The sequence below is a fragment of the Nocardioides marinisabuli genome (assembly GCF_013466785.1).
Lineage (GTDB): Bacteria > Actinomycetota > Actinomycetes > Propionibacteriales > Nocardioidaceae > Nocardioides > Nocardioides marinisabuli.
In genome coordinates this window covers 1,779,790-1,793,790 of sequence record NZ_CP059163.1, presented here as the reverse complement: position 1 = coordinate 1,793,790, position 14,001 = coordinate 1,779,790, and the positions used below count along the sequence as shown (strand labels likewise).

The window sequence follows — 14,001 nt, the reverse complement described above, 5'->3', positions numbered from 1 at the left end:
GAGCTGGACGCGTCGTACGGCGTGCCTTCACACCGGAACCACGAGGACTGCCGGCAGATGACACAGACGAGCACCACCACGACCACGAGCAGCACCAGCAGCGAGACCGGGAGCGAGTGGGACGCCGACTCGCTCGGGCGGCGCTTCGAGGAGGTGCGCGGACGCACCGAGGCGCTCGCCGCCCCCCTCTCCCCCGAGGACCAGACGGTCCAGTCGATGCCGGACGTCTCGCCCACGAAGTGGCACCGCGCCCACGTGACCTGGTTCTTCGAGACGTTCCTGCTCGCCGAGGCCGAGCCGGGCTTCACACCCTTCCAGGACAAGTACTGGTTCCTCTTCAACTCCTACTACGAGACCCTCGGGCCGAGGTACGCCCGGCCCGACCGGGGGCTGGTGACCCGCCCCGGCGCGCACGAGGTGGGTGACTACCGCGCCGACGTCGACGCCCGCGTGCGCGACCTCGTCGACTCCCTCGACGGCGGCAGCCTCGAGAAGCTGACCCCGACGATCGAGCTCGGCTTCCACCACGAGCAGCAGCACCAGGAGCTGCTGCTGATGGACATCAAGCACGTGCTCTCCCGCAACCCCCTGCAGCCCGTGTACGCCGGCAGCCCGGTCGAGCGCTGCGAGCCCGACACCCTCGGCTGGGTCGAGGTGGAGGGTGGTCTGGTGGAGGTCGGGCACGAGGGCGCGGGGTTCTCCTTCGACAACGAGATGCCCCGGCACCGGCAGTGGCTGGAGCCCTACCGCCTCGCCGACCGCCTGGTCACCAACGGCGAGTGGCTGGCCTTCATGGCCGACGGCGGCTACGAGCGCCACGAGCTGTGGCTCTCCGACGGCTGGGGCAAGGTGCGCGGCGAGGGCTGGGCGGCCCCGCTCTACTGGACCGAGCACGACGGGGTCTGGTTCGAGCACACGCTGCACGGCACCTGGCCGGTCAACCCGGGCCTGCCGGTGGCCCACGTCAGCTTCTACGAGGCCGAGGCGTTCGCGACCTGGGCCGGCAAGCGGCTGCCGACCGAGGCCGAGTGGGAGCACGCGGTCGTCACCGACGGCCAGGGCGGCCAGCACGGCCGCGACCCGCAGGTGGTCGGCAACCTCGCCGACGACGCCTCCTTCCACCCCCGGCCCGCGGGCCCCGCCCCCGCCGGCAGCCGGTTGCGCCAGGTGCACGGCGACTGCTGGGAGTGGACCGCCTCGGCCTACCACCCCTACCCGGGCTTCCACCCGCCCGCCGGCGCGATCGGCGAGTACAACGGCAAGTTCATGTCCAACCAGATGGTGCTGCGGGGCGGCTGCGCCCTGACCCCGGCGGGCCACGCGCGGGCGTCGTACCGCAACTTCTTCCCGCACGCCGCCCGCTGGGCGCTGTCGGGGGTGCGCCTGGCCGACGGCGGGGCGCCCGCATGAGCGCGCCCGAGCCGGTCGTGCAGGTGCTGCTCGACCCCGACTGGGCGACCGGGTCGCTGGTCGACGACGTGCGCGCCGGGCTGGGCGCGCGGCCGCTGCGGCTGCCGCCCAAGTGGCTCTACGACGACGAGGGCTCCCGGCTCTTCGACGAGATCACCCGGCTGCCCGAGTACTACCCGACCGAGGCCGAGCGCTCGATCCTGGCGGCGTACGCCGACGACATCGTCGCGGCCTGCGACGCCACCACCGTCGTCGAGCTCGGCAGCGGCACCAGCGACAAGACCCGGCTGCTGCTCGACGCCTTCGCCGGGGCGGGCGCGCTGCACCGCTTCGTGCCGGTCGACGTCTCCGAGCAGACGCTGCGCGACGCCGCGACGATGCTGACCCAGCGCTACCCCGACACCGCGGTCGAGGCGATCGTCGGCGACTTCACCCTCCACCTGGGCCACCTGCCCGAGGGCCAGCGCCGGCTGGTGGCGTTCCTCGGCAGCACGATCGGCAACCTCTACGCCGAGGAGCGCAGCGCCTTCCTCGGCGAGCTGGCCGACGCGCTGGCGCCGGGCGACTGGCTGCTGCTCGGCACCGACCTGGTCAAGGACGCCGACCGGCTGGTGGCGGCGTACGACGACGCGCAGGGGGTGACCGAGGCGTTCGTGCGCAACTGCCTGGTGGTGCTCAACCGCGAGCTCGGCGCCGACTTCGACCCGGCCCGCTTCGACTACGCGCCGCTGTGGGACGCCCGGCGGGGCCGGATGGACCTCCGGCTGCGCTCCACCGAGGCGCAGGTCGTCAAGGTGCCCGGCGCCGACGTCGAGGTCGAGATCGCCGCGGGCGAGGAGGTGCAGGTGGAGATCTCCACCAAGTTCCGCCCCGAGCAGGTGGCGCGTGAGCTGGGCGCGGCCGGGTTCGAGGTGCGCGAGACCTGGACCGACCCCGCCGGCGACTTCGCGGTCACCCTGGCCCGTCTCACCTGAGCGGCTCTCGGCGGTGAGCAGCACCCGCGACGTCGTCGAGCTGGTCGACCAGCTGCCGGGCACCGCCCGGACCGACCACGGCCGCTACACCCGGCTCAGGGTGGCGGGCCGGACGTTCGGCTACCTGTGGGAGCCCACCGTCACGGTCGGCCTCAAGCAGACCCTCGCCGAGCAGCACGCGCTGGTCGCGATGCGCCCCGACGTCTTCGAGGTGCAGTTCACCGCCGGCGGCTTCGGGTGGGTCGTCGCGCACCTGCGCCACGTCGAGCGCGACGAGCTCGCCGAGCTGGTCTTCGAGGCGTGGCGGCTCAGCGCCCCCGCCGACCTGCTCGAGGAGCGCGGCGAGGTCCTGCCGACCTGACGGCCGCTCTGACGTGCCGGCCCGGGCCGGGTCGGCGCGACATCTGCGCCGGGTCGACGCGACATCTGCGTCGGCTCGGTGGGAGATATGCGCCGGGTCAGCGCAATATTTGCGCCGGGTCAGAGGGAGGCGAGGCCGGCGAGGAGGCGGTCGACCTCGTCGGCGGTGGTGTACGGCGAGAGGCCCACGCGCACGCCACCGGTGTCGCCCAGGCCCGCGTGCCGGGAGGCCTCGAGGGCGTAGAAGCTGCCGGCGGGGGCGAGCACGTCGTGGGTGACCAGGTGCTCCTGCACCGCGACCGGGTCGTGCCCCTCGACGCCCAGCAGCACCGTCGGCGTGCGCCGGGCGGGGGCACCGTGCACCCGCACCCCCGGCAACCGGTCGACCCCGTCGAGCAGCCGGGCTAGCAGCGTCTCCTCGTGCACCTCGAGGCCGGTCAGTGACACGGCGAGCCGCTCGCGGCGGGGCCGGTCGGCGGGCTGCGCGACGAGGTCGGCGAGCGCGTCGACGGCCGCGGTGACGCCCGCGAGCATCTCGTAGGGCAGGGTGCCGAGCTCGAAGCGCTCGGGCACCGCGTCGGTCGAGGGCAGCAGCTTGTCGGGGCTCAGGGTCTCCAGCAGCGCCGGGTCGGCGGCGACCGCGCCGAGGTGCGGGCCGAAGAACTTGTACGGCGAGCAGGCGACCAGGTCGGCCCCCAGCGCGGTCCGGTCGACGACCGCGTGCGCGGCCAGGTGCACCGCGTCGACGTAGACCAGCGCGCCCACCTCGTGGGCCGCGGCGCTGATCGCCGCGACGTCGGGGCGGGTGCCGAGGAGGTTGGAGGCCGCGGTGACCGCGACGAGGCGGGTGCGCTCGGAGAGCACCTCGCGCACGTCGTGCAGCTCGGCGGTGGCGGGGTCGAAGTCGAGCCAGCGCACCGTCGCGCCGCGCGCCTCGGCGGCCAGCACCCACGGCCGGATGTTGCTGTCGTGGTCGAGGCGGCTGACGACCACCTCGTCGCCGGGGCCCCAGCCCTGGGCGAGGGTGCGGGCCATCTCGAAGGTCAGCGCGGTCATCGAGCGCCCGACGACCACGCCGCGCGGGTCGGTGCCGAGCAGGTCGCCGAGGGCGGCCCGGGCCGCCCCCACCGTCTCCTCGGTACGCCGCTGCACCGGGGTCAGCGAGCCGCGCTGGCACATGCCGGCGGTCATCGCGTCGGCCACGGCGTCGGCCACCCGGCTCGGCACCAGCGACCCGCCGGGCCCGTCGAACGGGCCTCCCCGGCACCCGGGCCCGACCACAGCGCCGGGAACCAGCCACGGACCCGGTCGACGTCGAGGGGCGAGCCGAGGTCGGAGCCGAGCGCGGGGGCGGGGTCGGGAGCGGGGTCGGGAGCAGCCATGCCTCGCATGCTGCCACCCGTCCCCAGCCGGGCCGCGGGTGCCCACGCCGCGGGCACCCCCTGCCGCCGACGGCCCGGGCAGGCGAGACTGGGGCATGGCCGACACCGACCAGCCCGACGTGACCCGCTTCGCCGCCGGCGTCTCCTCCGACGAGCACCACGCCGCCCTGCGCGCCTCGGTGCGCCAGCTGGCAGCCCTGCTGGGCGAGGCGCTGACCCGCCACGAGGGCCCCGAGCTCCTCGCGCTCGTCGAGCAGGTGCGCGCGCTGGCGCGCGAGCCCGACGACGGGGCGCTGCACGACCTGCTGGCCGGGGTCGACGACGACACCGCGGTGGTGCTGGCCCGCGCGTTCACCGGCTACTTCCAGCTGGTCAACGTCACCGAGCAGCTGCACCGCTGGCAGGAGGTCACCGCCGAGGACGAGGGCCCGCTCGCCGTCGCGGTCGACCGCATCGGCAAGGCGCTCGACGACGGCAGCGTCGACGTCGACCTCGTCTCCGAGGTGCTGCAGCGCGTGGAGTACCGCCCCGTCTTCACCGCCCACCCGACCGAGGCCAGCCGCCGCACCGTGCTGCGGCTGCTGCGCAAGATCGCCGACGTCGTGCACGCCGCCGAGGACCCGCGCGCCCGCCCCGGCGACGCGCTGCGCCACGAGCGCCGTCTCGCCGAGCTGGTCGACCTGCTGTGGCAGACCGACGAGCTGCGCATCGCGCGCCCCGAGCCCAAGGACGAGGCCCGCACCTCGCTGTACTACCTGGGCCAGATCGCCCGGCGCGTGGTGCCCGACCTGCTGCAGGAGCTCGACCGGCGGCTGGGGGTGATCGGCGTCGAGCTGCCGGTCACGGCGCGTCCGCTGCGCTTCGGCAGCTGGGCCGGCGGCGACCGCGACGGCAACCCCAACGTCACCCCCGAGGTGACCCTCGAGGTGCTGGCGCTGCAGCACGACACCGGCCTGCGCGAGCTGGTCGCGCAGGTCGAGGAGATCCTCACCGAGGTCTCCGCCTCGACCCGTGTCGTCAGCGCCAGCGAGGAGCTGCTGGCCTCGCTCGAGGCCGACGCCGAGGCGCTGCCGATCACCTACTCGACCATCCGGCGGCTCAACGCCGAGGAGCCCTACCGGCTCAAGCTGTCGTTCGTGCGGGTGCGGCTGATGCGCACCCGCGACCGGCTCGCCAACGCCACGGCCCACGAGCCGGGCCGCGACTACCTGCACCTGGGCGAGCTGATCGACGACCTGCGACTGGTGCGCGACTCGATGATCGCCGACGGCGACCGGCTCACCGGCGACGGCTCGGTGCTGCGGCTGCTGCGCACCGCCACCGCGATCGGCACCGGCATGGCCACCCTCGACGTGCGCGAGCACTCCGAGAAGCACCACGAGGCCCTCGCCGAGCTCTACGACCGCCTCGACGAGCTCGAGACGCCGTACGGCGACCTCGACCACGACGCCCGCACCCGGGTGCTCAGCGCCGAGATGGCCGGGCGCCGCCCGCTCGTCGGGGCGGGCCAGGTGCCGCCCGACGGCCCCGCGGCGGCCTCGCTGCGGCTGCTGCACACGCTGCGCCACGCCCAGGACACCTACGGCCCCGACGTCGTCGAGACCTACATCGTCTCGATGACCCACGACGTCGACGACCTCTTCGCGGTGGTCGTGCTGGCTCGTGAGGCCGGGCTGGTCGACCTCGGCTCCGAGACCGAGCCCGCGACGGCCCGCCTCGGCTTCGCGCCGCTCTTCGAGACCGTCGCCGAGCTCGAGATCGCCGGCCCGCTCCTCGACGCCCTGCTCAGCGACCCGTCGTACCGCCGCGTGGTCACGGCGCGCGGCGACGTGCAGGAGATCATGCTGGGTTACTCCGACTCCTCCAAGGACGCCGGCATCGCGGCCTCGCAGTGGCAGATCCACCGCGCCCAGCGCGCACTGCGCGACGTGGCGCAGCGCCACGGCGTGCTGCTGCGGCTCTTCCACGGCCGCGGCGGCTCGGTGGGCCGCGGTGGCGGGCCGACCGCCGAGGCGATCCTGTCGCAGCCCAACGGCAGCCTCGACGGCCCGATCAAGGTGACCGAGCAGGGCGAGGTCATCTCCGACAAGTACCTGCTGCCCGAGCTGGGCCGCTACAACCTCGAGGGCGCGCTGGCGGCGGTCGTGGAGGCGTCGGTGCTGCACCGCGACCGGCTGCTGCCCCGTGAGGTGCTCGACGGCTGGGACGACACCATGGACGTCGTCGCGGCGGGCGGCCAGACGGCGTACCGCGCCCTGGTACGCGACCCGGGGCTGGTGCGCTTCTTCGTGGCCGCCACCCCCGTCGACGAGCTCGGCAAGATGAACATCGGCTCCCGCCCGGCCAAGCGCCCCGGCGGCGAGGGCGGCCTCGACGACCTCCGCGCGATCCCGTGGGTCTTCGGCTGGACGCAGTCGCGGATGATCCTGCCCGGCTGGTACGGCGTCGGGTCGGGGCTGGCGGCCGCGCGGGAGGCCGGGCGCGACGAGGTGCTGCGCGAGATGTACGCCTCGTGGCCGTTCTTCCGCACCTTCCTGTCCAACGTGCAGATGACGCTGGCCAAGACCGACCTCGAGATCGCCGCGCGCTACGTGCGGACCCTCGTCGACGACGACTCGGCGGCGCTCTTCGAGCGGGTGCGCGAGGAGCACGCGCGCACCGTCGCCGAGGTGCTGCGCGTGACCGGCCAGGACGAGCTGCTCGAGGGCGCGCCGGTGCTGCGCCAGACCCTCGAGCTGCGCGACTCCTACCTGGCGCCGCTGCACGCCCTGCAGGTCTCGCTGCTGGCGCGGGTGCGGGCCGTGCCCGAGGGGCAGGAGCCGCCGGCGGAGCTGCAGCGGGCGCTGCTGCTGACCATCAACGGGATCGCCGCGGGGCTGCGCAACACCGGCTGACCCGGGGCGGCGCAGGGTGGCGCAGGGTGGCACGGGGCGGCACGGGTCGGCGCGGGTCGTCCTCGAGGGTGTGGTCGCCGGGGCGGAGCGGGTCGCAGCATGGTCCGGCCGTCCTGCGACTCGAGGAGGAGACCCCGTGCCCGCACCGTCCGAGGCGCTGCTGCTGATCGACCTGCAGCGCGACTACTTCGCCGACCCCGAGCTCGACCGCTGCCGCGAGGACCTGGTGGCCACCTGCAACGACCTGGTGCGGGCGGCCCGCGAGGTCGGGGTGCCGGTCGTGGAGGTGCAGACCGTGCACGAGACCGACCGCAGCACCTGGACCCTGACCATGCACGAGGACGGCCAGGGGGTCGTCGAGCGCGGCACCGAGGGCGTCGAGCGGGTCGAGGGGCTCGACCCCGGTGGCGCCGAGGTCGTCGAGAAGACCCGCGACAGCGCCTTCTTCGGCACCGACCTCGCCGAGCGTCTTCGGGACGCCGGGGTGCGGCGGGTGGTGCTGTGCGGCGTCTCGACCGAGTCCTGCATCGCGGCCACGGCGCGCGACGCGTTCGCGCTCGACCTCGAGGCGACGCTGGTCTCCGACGCGACCGCCTCGGTGGACTGGTCGGAGCACGACCACACGCTGGCCATGCTCGAGACCCAGCACCGCCAGGACGTGCTCACCGGCGCCGAGGTGGCCGAGCGCTGGCGCGCCGAGCCGGGGAACTAGAGCTAGCGGCGGCGCCCCAGCAGCGACCAGCCCCCGCGCACGCCCTCGAGCTCGGGGCGGGGCTCCTCGACGTTGCCGGTGTGCGGCTCGACCCGGCGCCCGCGCAGCGCCACCCGGCGCACCAGCACCGGGGCGAGGCGGTCGTAGACGCCGGGCAGCAGCCGGAAGCCGAGCACGGTGAGCCGGTTGGCGGGCCCGACGTGCACCTGGCGGCGCGGCCGGTCGATGGCGCGCAGGCAGGCCCGCGCGACCCGGTCGGGGCCGACGACGGGCGGCGGGGCATGGCCGGCCCGGCCGGCGTACGTCGCGGACTGCTGGTAGACGGGCGTGTCGACGGCCCCGGGCAGCACCAGCGAGACGCTGACCCCGCGCTCGCCGCGCAGCTCGGCCTGCAGCCCGCGCACCAGCGCCAGCTGGCCCCACTTGGCGGCGCAGTAGGCGCCCATCGAGGGCACCGCGATCTGGCCGAGCAGCGAGCTGACCACGACCAGGGCGCCGCCGTGCGCGCGGAAGTGCGGCAGCACCGCACGGGCCACGTGCTGGGTGCCGCGCAGCCCGGTGTCGAGGACCCGCCCGAAGATCTCCGGCGGCACCTCCTCGACCGTGCCGTAGGCGACCACCTGGGCGGTCAGCACCAGGGCGTCGAGGCGGCCGTGCTCGGCCAGGCAGCCGTCGACCGCGGCCCGCACCGAGGCCTCGTCGGTCACGTCGGCGGCGGTGCCGGTGGCGCGGCCCGGGCCCGTGCGGGTCAGGCCGGCGGCCACCTCCTCGACGCGGCCGGCGTGCCGGGCCACGACCACCGCGGTGCCGCCCTCGGCGACCACCTGCTGGGCGGTGGCCAGCCCGATGCCGGAGGTGCCCCCGACGACCATCACCACCCGGCTCATGCCGTGCTGTCCTGGGGCTGCTTGCGCCGGGAGGCGACGTGGAAGAGCGGGCCGACGAGCCGGTCGTACGCCGCCGCCGGCGCCATCGTGAAGACGGCCATCAGGCCGTAGTTGCTCAGCGCCGTCTGCCGGGTGGCCCGGCGCGACCCGACCTGGGCCAGCACCACCCGCGCGACCCGCTCGGGGCTGATCGTCGGCGGCGGCGGGGTGTTGACCGCGCCCGCGGAGTCGAGGGCGTTGTCGTAGATCGGGGTGTCGACGCTGCCGGGCGAGACGTGGCTGATCCGCACGTGCGGCAGGTCGACGTTCTCGATGCGCAGCTGGCGCACCAGGGCGCGCACCCCCCACTTGCTCACGACGTACGGCGTCATCTCGGGCACCGCGATGTAGCCCAGCAGCGACCCGACGACGACCAGGTCGCCGCGCCGCTGGCGGCGCAGCACCGGCAGCACGTGGCGCGCGACGCAGGCGGTGCCGAGCAGGTTGGTGGACACGACGTCGGCGAAGTCGGCGGCCGAGGTGTCCTCGGTGCGCCCGTAGGACACGACGCCGGCGCAGTGCAGGACCGTGTCGATGCGCTCGTGGCGCTCCAGCACGGTGGCGACCATCGCGGCGACCTCGTCGTCGTCGGAGAGGTCGGTGGGCACCACCTGGGTGGAGGCCGCGCCGGCCTCGTCGCAGGCGCGGGCCACCTCCTGCAGCTTCTCCTCGCGCCGGGCGACCAGCACCAGGTCGTGGCCCTCGGCGGCGGCGCGCAGGGCGGTGGCCTCGCCGATGCCGCTCGTGGCACCGGTGACCAGGACGACCCGCGGGTCGTCGACGGGTCGGGCGGGCAGCGGCAGGGCCCCGGCGAGCAGCCCGAAGGGGTCGAGCAGGTTCACGGTGGCGTCCTCGGGTCTCGGTGCTGTCGGTCGCCACCACGCTAGGCACGCCGCCGGGCCCGGACATCACCCCGGGTGAGCCGCCACCCGCCCCTTCCGGGGGTGCCGGGCGGTCCCCCGGCCCCGCTACGTTGCGACGGTGACTCCCACTCCCGCCACCTCCTCTGCCACCCCCCGCCAGCGCGTCGTACACCCCGAGGCACGGTCGTGAGCCGCGTCCTGGTCACCGGCTCCACCGGGTACGTCGGCTCGCGGCTGGTCCCGGTGCTGCTCGAGGCCGGGCACGAGGTGCTCGCCGCCACCCGTGACGAGGAGGCGCTCGAGGACTACCCCTGGGGCGCGCAGGTCGAGGCACGCCACTTCGACATCACCGACGAGGACCTCGTTGCGAAGGCCGTCGAGGGCGCCGACGCGGTCGTCTACCTCGTGCACTCGATGGCCTCGGGCGAGTTCGTGCGCAAGGACCGCGAGGCGGCCGAACGGGTCGCCCGCGCCGCCGAGGCCGCGGGCGTCGGGCGCATCGTCTACCTCTCCGGGCTGATCCCGCCCGGCGAGCTCTCCGACCACCTGCGCTCGCGCGCCGAGGTCGAGCAGGTCTTCCTCGACGCGTCGGTGCCGGCCACGGTGCTGCGCGCGGCGATGATCGTCGGCTCCGGGTCGACCTCCTTCGAGCTGCTGCGCCGCCTCAGCGACCGGCTGCCGATCACGCCGGTGCCGAGCTGGATGAAGCGCCGGCTGCAGCCGGTCTCCGTCGAGGACGTCGTCACGGTGCTGGCCGCGGCCATCGAGGGCGAGCCGCGCAACCGGGCCTACGACCTGGGCGCCGACGAGGTGCTGTCCTACCCCGACCTGCTCGCGCGCTACGCGAAGGTCGCCGGGCTGCGGCGCTGGCGCCCGATGGTCCCGGGCGTCCCGATGTGGGTCGTGGGCCGGGCCAGCGCCCTGTTGACCGGGATGCCGCGCGGCACCGTAGTCGCGCTGGCCGAGAGCCTCTCGCACGACATGGTGTGCGGCGAGGACGACGTACGTCGTGAGCTGGTGCCCGGCCACACGTTCCTGGGCCTCGACGAGGCCATCGCGCGCTCGCTGGGCACCAGCGGCGGCACCTCGCGCGTCGGCGACGTGCAGGCCGCGGCGCCCACCGACCCCGCCTGAGCGCGAGCCGGCCGGTTCCCACCGGCCGGGTCGCGAGCCGGCCGGTTCGAACGAGCCGGGTCGGCGTCAGAGGTGGTCGGGGACGATGAGCGCGTCGGGGTCCTGGCGCGGGGGGATCGCGGCGAGCGCCGCGTTGACCAGCGCGATGCGGGTGCGCACCAGCACGGCGCGCTGCAGGCGGCCCACGTCGCCGACCCCGGCCTCGACCGTCTCGCGCACCTGCTCGTCGGTGAAGGTGGGCCGGGTGCCCGGCTCGACCTCGACGTCGGGCAGCGCCACCAGCACCGGCAGCACCTGGTCGCCGAGGGCGTCGAGCACCTGGAAGCGCTCGTAGCGCGACATCTGCTCCCACACGTCGTCGACGTCGAGCTTCTGCTTGCGCACGTCCTTGCGCGTGGCCAGCACGGACTTGGCCGCCCCCGCCATCGCCTGGGTCATCTCGTTCTCGGTGAAGCGCACCACCCCATCATGACCCGACCGCCTGTGGACGACGACGTGGGCCTGTCGGCGCGAGCGGGTAGGAAGGACCCCGCACACCCTGGACCGCACCCGAGAGGAGACCACGTGAGCGCCACCGCCACGCCCCGCGACCGGCACCGCTCGACGGTGTACGACGCCGAGGACGCCGTGGGCCGGGTGCTCGAGCGGGGCGGCACGATCGAGCACTACGGCTCGACGCTGGTGCTGCCGGGCCTGCGCAAGTTCGGCGACGTCGCCGACGTGCCGGCGTACCTCGAGCGGGTCCTGGCGCACCCCCCGGTGGCCGCGCTGCCGCGGGCCTCGGTGCCGGTCGGGGTGCGCGAGCGCCGCGGCGCCCGGGCGGCCCACTACGAGCCCCAGGCTGCGGGCGGGCCGACCATCGCGGTGCCGCCGTACGCCGCCGGCGGGCGGTGGGCGCTGACCGAGACGACGGTGCTGCACGAGCTGGCCCACCACCTGTGCCTCGACCGGCCCGCCCACGGACCGCTGTTCCTGGCCCACCTGCTGCACCTCTACGAGCACGTCATCGGCCCCGAGGCCGCCCACCTGCTGCGCGTGGCCCTGGCCGAGCGCGGCGTGACGACAGGAGCACCGCTGTGAGCGCGTTCATCGACAAGCTGGCCAAGGTGCTGGCCCAGGCCGAGGCGGCCTCCACGCCCGAGGAGGCCGAGGCGTTCCTGGCCAAGGCCCAGTACCTCTCCACCCGGTGGTCGATCGACCTGGCCACGGCCCGCCAGCACACCGAGCGCCAGGAGCAGCGCGCCGAGCCGGTGCAGCGCACGATCACGATCGGCGAGGCCCGGGCGATGGGCAACTCGCGCCTGGTGGCGCTCTTCCTGGCCTGCGCGCAGCCCAACGACGTCCGCGCCGACGTCGCCCGCAACTCCACCACCGTCTACGCCTACGGCTTCCCCTCCGACCTCGAGGTCGTCGAGGCGCTCTACGTGCACCTGGCGCTGCAGATGGTGCACGACGCCGGGGCCTTCCTGGCCAGCGACGCCCACCTCGTCGACGCCGCCGTGTGGAACCCCCGCACCGGCACCTTCGCGCCACCGAGCAAGAAGACCGCGCGGCTGGCGTTCTACGAGGCGTTCGTCGAGCAGATCGCGGCCCGGCTGTGGGCGGCTCGCCGTGACGCCGAGGCCCGCGCCGAGCGGGAGCGGCTCGAGGCCGCCGAGGCCGACCCGGGCGCCTCGACCGCGCTGGTGCTGGCCGAGAAGGAGGCCGAGGTCGCCGACTTCTACGGCCGCACCTCGACCGCGCGCGGCTCGTGGCAGGCCGGTCGTCGGCGCACCGGGCTCGACGGCGGGGTCGCCGCCTGGGAGGCCGGCACCCGGTCCGGGGCCGCCGCCCGCCTCAGCGCCGCGAAGCGGCTGCCCGGGGGGCGCACCCAGATCGCGTGAGGGCTGGCGCGTGAGAGTCTCGGGGGATGGCCGCCGACTCCACCGCCGACTCCACCGCCCAGCCCGCCGACCAGCCCACCGATGGCGGCACGTGCCTGGTCCTCGACGCCGGCGGCGCCCGGTCGGCGTACCAGGTGGGGGCCCTGGGGGTGCTGCTGCCGGCGCTCGAGGCCGACGGCCACCGCCCCACGCTGCTGGTCGGCACCAGCGCCGGGGCGCTGCTCAGCGCCGCCCTCACCTCCACCGCCCACCTCGACGCCGAGGAGCAGGGGGCGCGGCTGCTCGAGGTGCTGGCCCAGGCCACCAAGAAGCAGGTGATGCAGCCGCTGTGGCGCCAGGCGCCGGTGGTGCTGGCCCGCTACGCCTCCGAGACGCTGGGCCTGACCGGCTTCCGGCTGCGGGGGCTCTTCGGCACCGCACCGCTGGCCGCGACCCTGGGCCGTGCCATCGACTGGGACGCCCTGCACGACAACGTCGACGCCGGCCGGGTCGAGGCGCTCGCGCTGACGGCCACCGCGGTGCGCACCGGCCGGGTCACCATGTTCACCGAGGCCACGGGCGCGTACGGCGACCTGCCGGTGCCGCCGGCCGAGCACCACCGCGCCTACGTGCGCGCCCGCACCGGTGTCGAGCACCTGATGGCCTCCGCAGCGATCCCGGCGCTGTTCCCCTCGGTGCAGGTCGAGGAGCCCGCCGAGGCGGCCGGGTGGTACGTCGACGGGGCGACCCGGCGCCGGGTACCGCTCGCCCCCGCGGTCGAGCTGGGCGCCGATCGGGTGGTGGTCGTGGGCACTGGCAGCATCCGCCCCGCGCAGCCCGACGCCGAGCGCGACCAGCAGGCCGTCGACCTGGGCGACGGCGGCGCGACGCTGCTGGGCGCGGTGATGGACGACCCGCTGCGCCACGACCTGCGCCGCCTCGCCGAGACCAACGTGCTGGTCGACGACCCCGACCTGGCGCCGCACCTCGAGCGGCACCGGCGTGCGCGCGGGCGGGCGCCGCAGCGGGTGCTGCCCTACGCAGCGGTCGCCCCCGAGCAGGGCGAGGAGCTGGCCCAGGTCGCGATGGACGTCTTCCGCGCCAACCACGCCACCGTGCGCCGCACCATCGGCGACCCCGACCTGCAGGTGGTGCACCGGCTGCTGGGCAGCGACAGCCCGCTGCAGGGCGAGCTGCTGTCCTACCTGATGTTCGACCCCGACTTCTTCGACGAGGCGGCCGCCCTGGGCCGCCGCGACGCCCAGCGCTGGCTCGAGACCAACGGCGGGCTGTGGCGCACCGGCCACCTCGACCCGCCCAGCGGCGTCGCCGGGTAGCCGCGAGCCGGCGCCACTTCCCCGCCGAGCCGGCGCCACTTCCCCGCCGAGCCGGCGCCACTTCCCCGCCGAGCCGGCGCTACTTCCCTCGTAGGGGGAGGAATGTGACGGGTCAGCGTGAGATCTGCGCCGGGTCGGCGTGAGATT

At 75.2% G+C, this 14,001-nt stretch carries 14 protein-coding genes; 9 read left to right on the top strand and 5 right to left on the bottom strand.

Annotated elements, in window-relative coordinates; all coding sequences use genetic code 11:
* Nucleotides 1-57: 57 nt before the first annotated feature.
* Genes egtB through H0S66_RS08620 form a run of 3 tightly spaced genes read left to right on the top strand, consistent with a single transcriptional unit; the run spans nucleotide 58 to nucleotide 2,745 of the window.
* A complete protein-coding gene (egtB, locus tag H0S66_RS08630; protein ID WP_179615029.1) occupies nucleotides 58-1,410 on the top strand; it encodes an ergothioneine biosynthesis protein EgtB in 1,353 nt (450 codons plus the stop codon).
* Nucleotides 1,407-2,384, top strand: coding sequence for an L-histidine N(alpha)-methyltransferase (gene egtD / locus H0S66_RS08625; protein WP_179615028.1), 978 nt, complete (start codon nucleotides 1,407-1,409; stop codon nucleotides 2,382-2,384). The genes egtB and egtD overlap by 4 nt, the downstream gene beginning before the upstream one ends.
* A gap of 13 nt (nucleotides 2,385-2,397) precedes the next feature.
* Nucleotides 2,398-2,745 (top strand): MmcQ/YjbR family DNA-binding protein, encoded by a 348-nt coding sequence (locus tag H0S66_RS08620; RefSeq protein WP_219633637.1) that lies wholly within the window; start codon nucleotides 2,398-2,400, stop codon nucleotides 2,743-2,745.
* 119 nt (nucleotides 2,746-2,864) lie between these two features.
* Here the strand turns inward: H0S66_RS08620 and H0S66_RS08615 are convergent, their stop codons facing one another.
* Both H0S66_RS08615 and H0S66_RS20405 read right to left on the bottom strand, forming a co-directional pair.
* A complete protein-coding gene (locus tag H0S66_RS08615) occupies nucleotides 2,865-3,971 on the bottom strand; it encodes a cysteine desulfurase-like protein (protein WP_258017173.1) in 1,107 nt (368 codons plus the stop codon).
* Nucleotides 3,932-4,126, bottom strand: coding sequence for a hypothetical protein (locus tag H0S66_RS20405; RefSeq protein WP_258017172.1), 195 nt, complete (start codon nucleotides 4,124-4,126; stop codon nucleotides 3,932-3,934). The genes H0S66_RS08615 and H0S66_RS20405 overlap by 40 nt, the downstream gene beginning before the upstream one ends.
* 95 nt (nucleotides 4,127-4,221) lie before the next feature.
* Between H0S66_RS20405 and ppc the strand changes: the two genes are divergently transcribed.
* Both ppc and H0S66_RS08605 read left to right on the top strand, forming a co-directional pair.
* Entirely contained in the window at nucleotides 4,222-7,020 is a 2,799-nt protein-coding gene (gene ppc / locus H0S66_RS08610) for a phosphoenolpyruvate carboxylase (RefSeq protein WP_179615026.1), read from the top strand.
* Nucleotides 7,021-7,156: 136 nt separating this feature from the next.
* Nucleotides 7,157-7,732: a cysteine hydrolase family protein gene (locus tag H0S66_RS08605; protein ID WP_179615025.1), complete on the top strand. Its 576-nt coding sequence runs from the start codon at nucleotides 7,157-7,159 to the stop codon at nucleotides 7,730-7,732.
* Nucleotides 7,733-7,734: 2 nt separating this feature from the next.
* Here H0S66_RS08605 and H0S66_RS08600 read toward each other — a convergent pair whose 3' ends face one another.
* Nucleotides 7,735-8,619, bottom strand: coding sequence for an SDR family NAD(P)-dependent oxidoreductase (locus tag H0S66_RS08600; RefSeq protein WP_179615024.1), 885 nt, complete (start codon nucleotides 8,617-8,619; stop codon nucleotides 7,735-7,737).
* Nucleotides 8,616-9,500, bottom strand: coding sequence for an SDR family NAD(P)-dependent oxidoreductase (locus tag H0S66_RS08595; RefSeq protein WP_179615023.1), 885 nt, complete (start codon nucleotides 9,498-9,500; stop codon nucleotides 8,616-8,618). The genes H0S66_RS08600 and H0S66_RS08595 overlap by 4 nt, the downstream gene beginning before the upstream one ends.
* A 207-nt stretch (nucleotides 9,501-9,707) precedes the next feature.
* Here H0S66_RS08595 and H0S66_RS08590 point away from each other — a divergent pair, with 207 nt between their 5' ends.
* A complete protein-coding gene (locus H0S66_RS08590; RefSeq protein WP_179615022.1) occupies nucleotides 9,708-10,655 on the top strand; it encodes an NAD(P)H-binding protein in 948 nt (315 codons plus the stop codon).
* Between the two features lie 66 nt (nucleotides 10,656-10,721).
* Here the strand turns inward: H0S66_RS08590 and H0S66_RS08585 are convergent, their stop codons facing one another.
* Nucleotides 10,722-11,114 carry a hypothetical protein gene (locus tag H0S66_RS08585; RefSeq protein ID WP_179615021.1) on the bottom strand — a complete coding sequence of 131 codons (393 nt, stop codon included), beginning with the start codon at nucleotides 11,112-11,114 and terminating at the stop codon, nucleotides 10,722-10,724.
* Nucleotides 11,115-11,219: 105 nt separating this feature from the next.
* Here H0S66_RS08585 and H0S66_RS08580 point away from each other — a divergent pair, with 105 nt between their 5' ends.
* From H0S66_RS08580 to H0S66_RS08570, 3 genes are read left to right on the top strand one after another with little or no spacing between them, the layout of a single operon-like run.
* Nucleotides 11,220-11,735, top strand: coding sequence for a TIGR04338 family metallohydrolase (locus H0S66_RS08580; RefSeq protein ID WP_218876263.1), 516 nt, complete (start codon nucleotides 11,220-11,222; stop codon nucleotides 11,733-11,735).
* Complete coding sequence (locus tag H0S66_RS08575) at nucleotides 11,732-12,538, top strand: DUF2786 domain-containing protein (protein ID WP_179615019.1); 807 nt, start codon at nucleotides 11,732-11,734, stop codon at nucleotides 12,536-12,538. The genes H0S66_RS08580 and H0S66_RS08575 overlap by 4 nt, the downstream gene beginning before the upstream one ends.
* A 26-nt stretch (nucleotides 12,539-12,564) precedes the next feature.
* Nucleotides 12,565-13,854, top strand: coding sequence for a patatin-like phospholipase family protein (locus H0S66_RS08570; RefSeq protein WP_179615018.1), 1,290 nt, complete (start codon nucleotides 12,565-12,567; stop codon nucleotides 13,852-13,854).
* Nucleotides 13,855-14,001: the final 147 nt, after the last annotated feature.

Coding starts and splice junctions, on each gene's coding strand:
- H0S66_RS08570 (WP_179615018.1), top strand. CDS start 12,565: ATGGCCGCCGACTCCACCGCCGACTCCACCGCCCAGCCCGCCGACCAG.
- H0S66_RS08600 (WP_179615024.1), bottom strand. CDS start 8,619: ATGAGCCGGGTGGTGATGGTCGTCGGGGGCACCTCCGGCATCGGGCTG.
- egtD (WP_179615028.1), top strand. CDS start 1,407: ATGAGCGCGCCCGAGCCGGTCGTGCAGGTGCTGCTCGACCCCGACTGG.
- ppc (WP_179615026.1), top strand. CDS start 4,222: ATGGCCGACACCGACCAGCCCGACGTGACCCGCTTCGCCGCCGGCGTC.
- H0S66_RS20405 (WP_258017172.1), bottom strand. CDS start 4,126: ATGGCTGCTCCCGACCCCGCTCCCGACCCCGCCCCCGCGCTCGGCTCC.
- egtB (WP_179615029.1), top strand. CDS start 58: ATGACACAGACGAGCACCACCACGACCACGAGCAGCACCAGCAGCGAG.